8 protein-coding genes are annotated in these 5,901 nt (G+C 35.1%); 3 read left to right on the top strand and 5 right to left on the bottom strand.

Going from position 1 to position 5,901, the window contains the following annotated elements:
• Positions 1–852, bottom strand: an 852-nt coding sequence (locus tag B4237_RS03565) for an ESPR domain-containing protein (RefSeq protein WP_286941424.1), incomplete at its 3' end; no start/stop codon positions are given.
• A 233-nt stretch (positions 853–1,085) separates the two neighbouring features.
• Here B4237_RS03565 and B4237_RS03560 point away from each other — a divergent pair.
• The 3 genes from B4237_RS03560 to B4237_RS03550 all read left to right on the top strand — a co-directional run bounded on the left by B4237_RS03560 (position 1,086) and on the right by B4237_RS03550 (position 2,994).
• Complete coding sequence (locus tag B4237_RS03560) at positions 1,086–1,442, top strand: helix-turn-helix domain-containing protein (RefSeq protein ID WP_004878803.1); 357 nt, start codon at positions 1,086–1,088, stop codon at positions 1,440–1,442.
• Between the two features lie 49 nt (positions 1,443–1,491).
• Positions 1,492–2,091, top strand: coding sequence for a phage tail protein (locus B4237_RS03555; protein WP_061519063.1), 600 nt, complete (start codon positions 1,492–1,494; stop codon positions 2,089–2,091).
• 201 nt (positions 2,092–2,292) lie between these two features.
• Positions 2,293–2,994 (top strand): LuxR C-terminal-related transcriptional regulator, encoded by a 702-nt coding sequence (locus B4237_RS03550; protein ID WP_278596151.1) that lies wholly within the window; start codon positions 2,293–2,295, stop codon positions 2,992–2,994.
• A 115-nt stretch (positions 2,995–3,109) separates the two neighbouring features.
• On the opposite strand, the gene gspM is transcribed toward B4237_RS03550, so the two are convergent.
• The 4 genes from gspM to B4237_RS03530 all read right to left on the bottom strand — a co-directional run.
• On the bottom strand, positions 3,110–3,589 hold the full coding sequence (gene gspM / locus B4237_RS03545; RefSeq protein WP_136458904.1) for a type II secretion system protein GspM: 480 nt from the start codon (positions 3,587–3,589) through the stop codon (positions 3,110–3,112).
• The gene (gene gspL, locus B4237_RS03540) at positions 3,589–4,728 is read right to left on the bottom strand and encodes a type II secretion system protein GspL (protein WP_278596150.1); all 1,140 of its coding nucleotides are present in this window, start codon (positions 4,726–4,728) and stop codon (positions 3,589–3,591) included. The genes gspM and gspL overlap by 1 nt, the downstream gene beginning before the upstream one ends.
• 41 nt (positions 4,729–4,769) lie before the next feature.
• Positions 4,770–5,225, bottom strand: a complete 456-nt coding sequence (locus B4237_RS03535; protein ID WP_278596149.1) for a SixA phosphatase family protein — start codon at positions 5,223–5,225, stop codon at positions 4,770–4,772.
• A gap of 208 nt (positions 5,226–5,433) precedes the next feature.
• Positions 5,434–5,901, bottom strand: a 468-nt coding sequence (locus tag B4237_RS03530) for an NAD(P)H-dependent glycerol-3-phosphate dehydrogenase (protein WP_349679983.1), incomplete at its 5' end; no start/stop codon positions are given.

Raw genomic sequence — 5,901 nt, 5'->3', positions numbered from 1 at the left:
TCCAGTATCGCCTTTATCTCCCTTATCGCCTTTTAGAGATGCCAACCATTGTGTCTCATCGCCTGAAAACCCATTATCTTGCGCTATTTCATAAGCACTTTTACCATCTACACCAGCGCCAGTAGGTAAACTGTCAATTTGGCTCTGTAAACTTGTCAATTTAGTATTTACGGCACTAAACGCACTGCCTACATTGTTATAGTTAGATCCTTGAATCGTATATGTGGGACTACCAAAAAAACCATTTGTAAAACCAGCTCCACCGCCTAAAGCGGCGGCCAGAGAGTTTAACTGCCCATAATTCACTGCATCATTTGTAGAAGTACCATTTGCAAGATTGGTAATCTTATTGCTATTAAAAGAGATTTCACCGTTACCAATATCATTTCCGAGCGCACCCTTGGAAGTAATTCCCCCTGTCCCCACCTTTAAAGTGTCTGTGCTAATCGTTACATTCATATCGTCATTTAATAACTTATTATCAGAAACGAGTGTTCCGGATGGCTGGTTTAAACAATACAGCGTTCCCCAATACTGCTGTGAAATAATTGAGTTATTTAGTCCAGCTGTTGCGATACTCGGATTGGTATTTGCCCCTTGAGCACCACAAGTAATTACCTGTTCAGCAAATGTTTGTTGCGAATATATTGTTGTAAAAATTAAACTTATAGCCATCGTGATTGGCTTCAAGGTCAAGGTGAAATTATTTAATTTTTTGATGTTTTTAATATTATCTAATGATTCCGAAACAGATATCGACTTATTGGTCTTTCCCGCACCTTTAGCATTTTCTGATACGACAATGATGCACCCTTGAGCTTTGCTCCAAATTTTTTTAAAGATATGGTTCATGTTATTCCCTACTTTTGTGAGTATAAATACATAAATTAGAGAATATTTTCTAAAACAATGAATCATTGAAATTTGGTATAAATTTAATTTTTTTAAATAACAAATTTCAATGATGTGCAACTTAGACATTTACTTTTTAATAACCGTGCTGCAAACAATAACTATTTTTCTAGAAAGGAATAATATGAACAACACCACCTTATTAAGTCATAGAGAACATGAAATTTTTTTAAATGTTAGCTCATGGTTTTAGAATTAAAGAAATTGCCGCAAAACTATGTATTAGTGATCGCACAGTCACAACACACCAAGAAAGAATTTACCAAAAACTTAAAATCCATCATCGTGCTAGTCTGATTCAATTTTCACCTTATTATTTAGAACTTCTAAACTTACTTACTCCTAGAGAAAGTACAATTATTGAATTACTGACCCAAGATCTTTGTAGTGAAGATATTGCTGAGGAATTAAATTTAACAGTTGAAACAATCTATAGCCATCGTAAATCAATTAATAAAAAATTAAGAGGTCTTCAAGAAAAATACGATGTTTTGGGGATATTCAGACAAAAACAAATTTCCTTTAATTAAATGGCACATAAACATCAACAACTTTTCAAGAAAATAATAGGTAAAAATTATGAGCGCAGATCCATATTTAGGGGAAATTATTCTTGTTCCATATACTTTTGTCCCTCAGGGATGGGCAGCATGTAATGGGCAGTTACTATCAATAGCCCAATACCAAGCTTTGTTCAGCTTGTTAGGCACAACTTATGGTGGTGATGGTCGAACTACTTTTGCTCTTCCAAATTTAGGTGGTCGTTTTGCAATGGGGCACAATAATACCAATCAATTGGGTCAAAGTGCTGGTCATAGCAGTACGACCTTAACTGTTGCCAACTTGCCTGCACATAATCACATTGTCCCTGCTGAAACCGTTTCAACTGCAATCTCTTTAACATTGCAAGCAAGCAACGGTGGAGGAAATACAAGTGATCCAACAAATGCTGTGTGGGCAAATGCAAATGATCCAACTACAGGCGGTATTTTTGATACTTTTACTCAAAATCCAAGCCAATTGATGAATATGAAGCCTGTAAGTTCGCCTGCGAACATACCATTACCTCAACAAAATACATCAATTGCAGGTGGCAGTATTCCTGTCGATATCACAAACCCTTATCTTGTGCTTTATTACATTATTAGTTTGCAAGGTATTTACCCTTCTCGTTCTTAATTTATAAATGGGTTTCTATTTATTGATAATAATTTAAATAGAAACTCATTATCACCACATAAACAATTATTAAAAAGCATATTAAAACAAACTAACAAATAAAATTCAGATCCAATATTATCAAAATTATTTAACAAAGATATAGAAAATAAACACCACATGTTTATAATAATTAAACACAGATAACAATAGAATAAAATCATGGTTGAGCAACTACAGGAAAGGCAAGATTTATTTGACAAAAATATCTTGAGCACCATCTTGCCTAAACCCGTGTTAATTGCAGAAGAAGACCAAAAACTTCAAAATAGGTTAACAAACTTATTAATTAAATTAAATTATAAAAATAGTGATTTGATCATTTCAAATACCCTTAAAGACGCTATTTCTATTGTTAAAGAAAACAGAGTTGCTTTTGCCTTAGTTAATTTAAACCTACCTGATGGAAATGGAACTAAGCTTATTCAAACCCTGAAACAACAGAATTCGAATACTTTAATATTGGTTATCTCTGAATGGGATACAAAAGAAGCCGTCTTAACTGCAATTCATGCAGGAGCGACTGGTTATTTATTAAAAGAAAGAAATGATGTTGAAGTTTCAATGTCAATCAAGCAGATTTTACAAGGTGGAATTCCTATTGATCCATTTTTAGTGCGTATCATTTTATCAGCAAGACTAAGACAGCCGATTAAGCTTGAACATTCTCCTGAAAATCTATCTACAAGAGAGTTAGAAATTTTAGAATTTGTGACTCAAGGGTTTAACAATCAAGATATTGCAAATGAATTAGGCTTATCACGGTATACCATAGAAGCACATTTACGCAATATTTACAGCAAACTTTCAGTCGATAGTCGCTCTAAAGCCATTAAAATTGCATATTCTCTTGGCCTTTTTTAAAATAAATACAATGTTTATTAAATAAAATTCACTTAATTTTTAAAATAAATAAAGGTGCATTTATTACTAAATAACACCTCAATTAAATATATTTCAAAGGCTTCTGAAAATTAAATTATTCAACAGTCGCTGATAATTTAATTTGATTATTATTAGAAACCATTTCCATTTTTTGAATACTTAATCCCATCTGAGACAATTGCATTAAAAAATTAGCAAGCACAGCATAATTTTGATGTTCTGCGACGATTTGGATTTGCTCACCACTTTGTTGTGATGAAACTGCTAGGCCCTGCTGTTGAGCAGTCCGTTGAATTTTATCTGCTGGTGTAAGATCAAGATCATTCGCAGGCTTCATCGTTGCAGCATTACTCTGCATCCAAACCGTTAAATCTTTAAGTTCATTTAAACGTGTCTGTTGCTGATCTGCTAAAGAATGCATTTTCCAAAGTGCAGAACCGATAATCACAACTGTTAAAAATATTGCAGTGAAAACCACCATAACACGTTCACGAACAGACAAGCGCTGTAAATACTGACTGACTGCTTCAACCTTTTGATCAAAAAGGTTTTTTATTCCTGTAAATGCTTTCATTATTTTACTTTTACCACCCCGATTGCACCTACTGTATCGGCTTGCACGTTACCTAATTCAGCCTGAAATCCTTGTTGATTCAACTGTTGAGTTAATGCTTGTAAATCATCCGATGATTTGGCTTTCAATGACATCGTCAATTCAGATGCATCGTAATTCACTTGTTGAGCAAGGATTTGTTTTTGCATTAGAATAGGACCAACACGGCTCAACAGTGACAATGCTTGCGTATCACCTAACTGGCTCATTCTGAGCTGGCTTTCAAACTGACTTTTTATATTTTGTTCAGTTACACGACTGTTTTCACCGAACCAATATTTATACTGATCAATCGCTTGGGCTGCCGTTTGATCCGCCACCTTTTTGAGCTTAGCCCAGCGTAAACCATCATAAGTCAACTGAACGAAAATTACGGCGATAAAAACGATTGCAGCAGTTTTCCAGTAGCCAGACCATTGCACATCAGTATTTTTTGCTTTTGGAAGAACATTAAACGGATGCTGTCTAGGTCGTTGTAACTGCTGAAATTGGTAACTAAACTCACTGCGCTGATCTTTACTCGAAGCAGTTGCCAAACTATCTAATTGTTGAATATTGAGATTAGCAAACTTGTATTGAGTTTCTGGTGTTTGAAACTCAAGAAATAGACCTAAATCATCAACAGAGTTACCAGACCAAAGATTTTCTCGAACAAGCAAATGATCGTAAATATTTGCGATCACAACTTCGGCCTGTTCTGGTTCAGGTAACATCAAAAAGTCAGGTAAAAAAGCAACAATTTGAATAGGTAATAAACTTAATGCATGCTGCCAAGTTTCAATGGATGATTGAGCTACACCTAAAATATTAAGTTGATCATTTTGAAAATGATGAACGACTTTCATTTGATCAATAGGTAAAGTTACAAACTCTTCAAGGAGGTATTTTATTCCTTCTTGCCCCAACTGTTTGTAATGTGCTTTCGTCATTGTTTGTTGCAAGATTTGAGCATTTCGACTCGGGAAAAAAACAGCCGTCTCTTTCCCTTGATGCTCTTGTAAATCTTGAATGAGTTGTTCAAGACTTTCAGCGACGAACCAATTTTCCCCTGCCGACCAATACCATGTTCCATTGGTTTCGGGCATCCATATATACAGCATAGGTTTTAATTACCCTTTTATCCGCTTAGGATAGATAAAATTTATATTGTTGGCGTAAAACGTTTCTTTTCTGTCGATAAGCCATTTGCAATCACAGTCTGATCATAAATACGCGCTTCGGCTAATGCAAATGGATTAAAACTTTCATGTGTTAATTGTTCTGCAATATGCGCTACGACATTCATATGACATACAACTGCAATAGATTCATATGGTAGTTTTGACAACCATTCTATCGCATCTTTAGCATCATCATCAGGTTTAATTTTATCGCAGATTAAAACAGGAATACCTTCAAAGTGTGCCTTGATATGTGCCAATGTTTCTTGAGCACGTAATAAAGGACTTACAATAAAAATCTCAGGTCGAATGACATCTTTTAGAAAATGTCCTGTTTGATCAGCTTGCTGATGTCCACGCGGTGTTAATGGACGCTTGATATCATCACCATCGATAGCTGGAGAAGCTTCACCGTGACGAACTAAAGTGAGTTGCATAAAAATACCTTATTTCTTATCTCTATATTTTAACTATGATTGATGACAATTTGATAAATCTATCATCACTTTACCAAGCCCTTTCTAAAAAGAGTCAATAGATCTATTTTTTATCCCAACCTTAACTTAAAAGATTGGGATAATACCAATTAAAAGATATTTAATTTGTGCCAGTATCTTTGTTTGCTAGAAAGACCTAAAAGCTACCCTACACTTCATGATGTGGTAGTACGAACTCGACATCACTACGATGGCCATTTTTCATCAGAGACAAAGCGATCGTCATCGGTGGCGCATTTTCAAAAATAACTTCATATAAAGCATTGGTAATTGGCATATACACATCAAGTTCTTCCGCTTTAGCACGAACTTGAACAATTGTATTGATCCCCTCAGCAGTTTGTCCTAAGGCTTTAGTTGCGTCATCCAATGTTTTACCTGAACCTAAAGCAAAACCAATTTGATAATTTCGACTTAATGGACTATTACAGGTTGCAAATAAATCACCAACACCTGACAAGCCCAAGAAAGTTAATGGATTAGCACCTTGCTTAACCGCAAAACGACTCATTTCAGCCAAAGCACGGGTCAAAATCATACTCTTGGTATTTTCACCAATGTTATATGCCGCACCCATTCCCATCGCCACGGCGTAAATATTCTTTAATGCACCACC

The organism is Acinetobacter sp. UBA6526 (assembly GCF_002434875.1).
Classification (GTDB): domain Bacteria; phylum Pseudomonadota; class Gammaproteobacteria; order Pseudomonadales; family Moraxellaceae; genus Acinetobacter; species Acinetobacter venetianus.
This window is presented reverse-complemented; position numbering and strand designations above follow the sequence as displayed.

Excerpts from the sequence above, each read along its gene's own strand:
- gspM (WP_136458904.1), bottom strand. The coding sequence starts at position 3,589 with ATGAAAGCATTTACAGGAATAAAAAACCTTTTTGATCAAAAGGTTGAA.
- B4237_RS03555 (WP_061519063.1), top strand. The coding sequence starts at position 1,492 with ATGAGCGCAGATCCATATTTAGGGGAAATTATTCTTGTTCCATATACT.
- B4237_RS03535 (WP_278596149.1), bottom strand. The coding sequence starts at position 5,225 with ATGCAACTCACTTTAGTTCGTCACGGTGAAGCTTCTCCAGCTATCGAT.
- gspL (WP_278596150.1), bottom strand. The coding sequence starts at position 4,728 with ATGCTGTATATATGGATGCCCGAAACCAATGGAACATGGTATTGGTCG.
- B4237_RS03550 (WP_278596151.1), top strand. The coding sequence starts at position 2,293 with ATGGTTGAGCAACTACAGGAAAGGCAAGATTTATTTGACAAAAATATC.
- B4237_RS03560 (WP_004878803.1), top strand. The coding sequence starts at position 1,086 with ATGTTAGCTCATGGTTTTAGAATTAAAGAAATTGCCGCAAAACTATGT.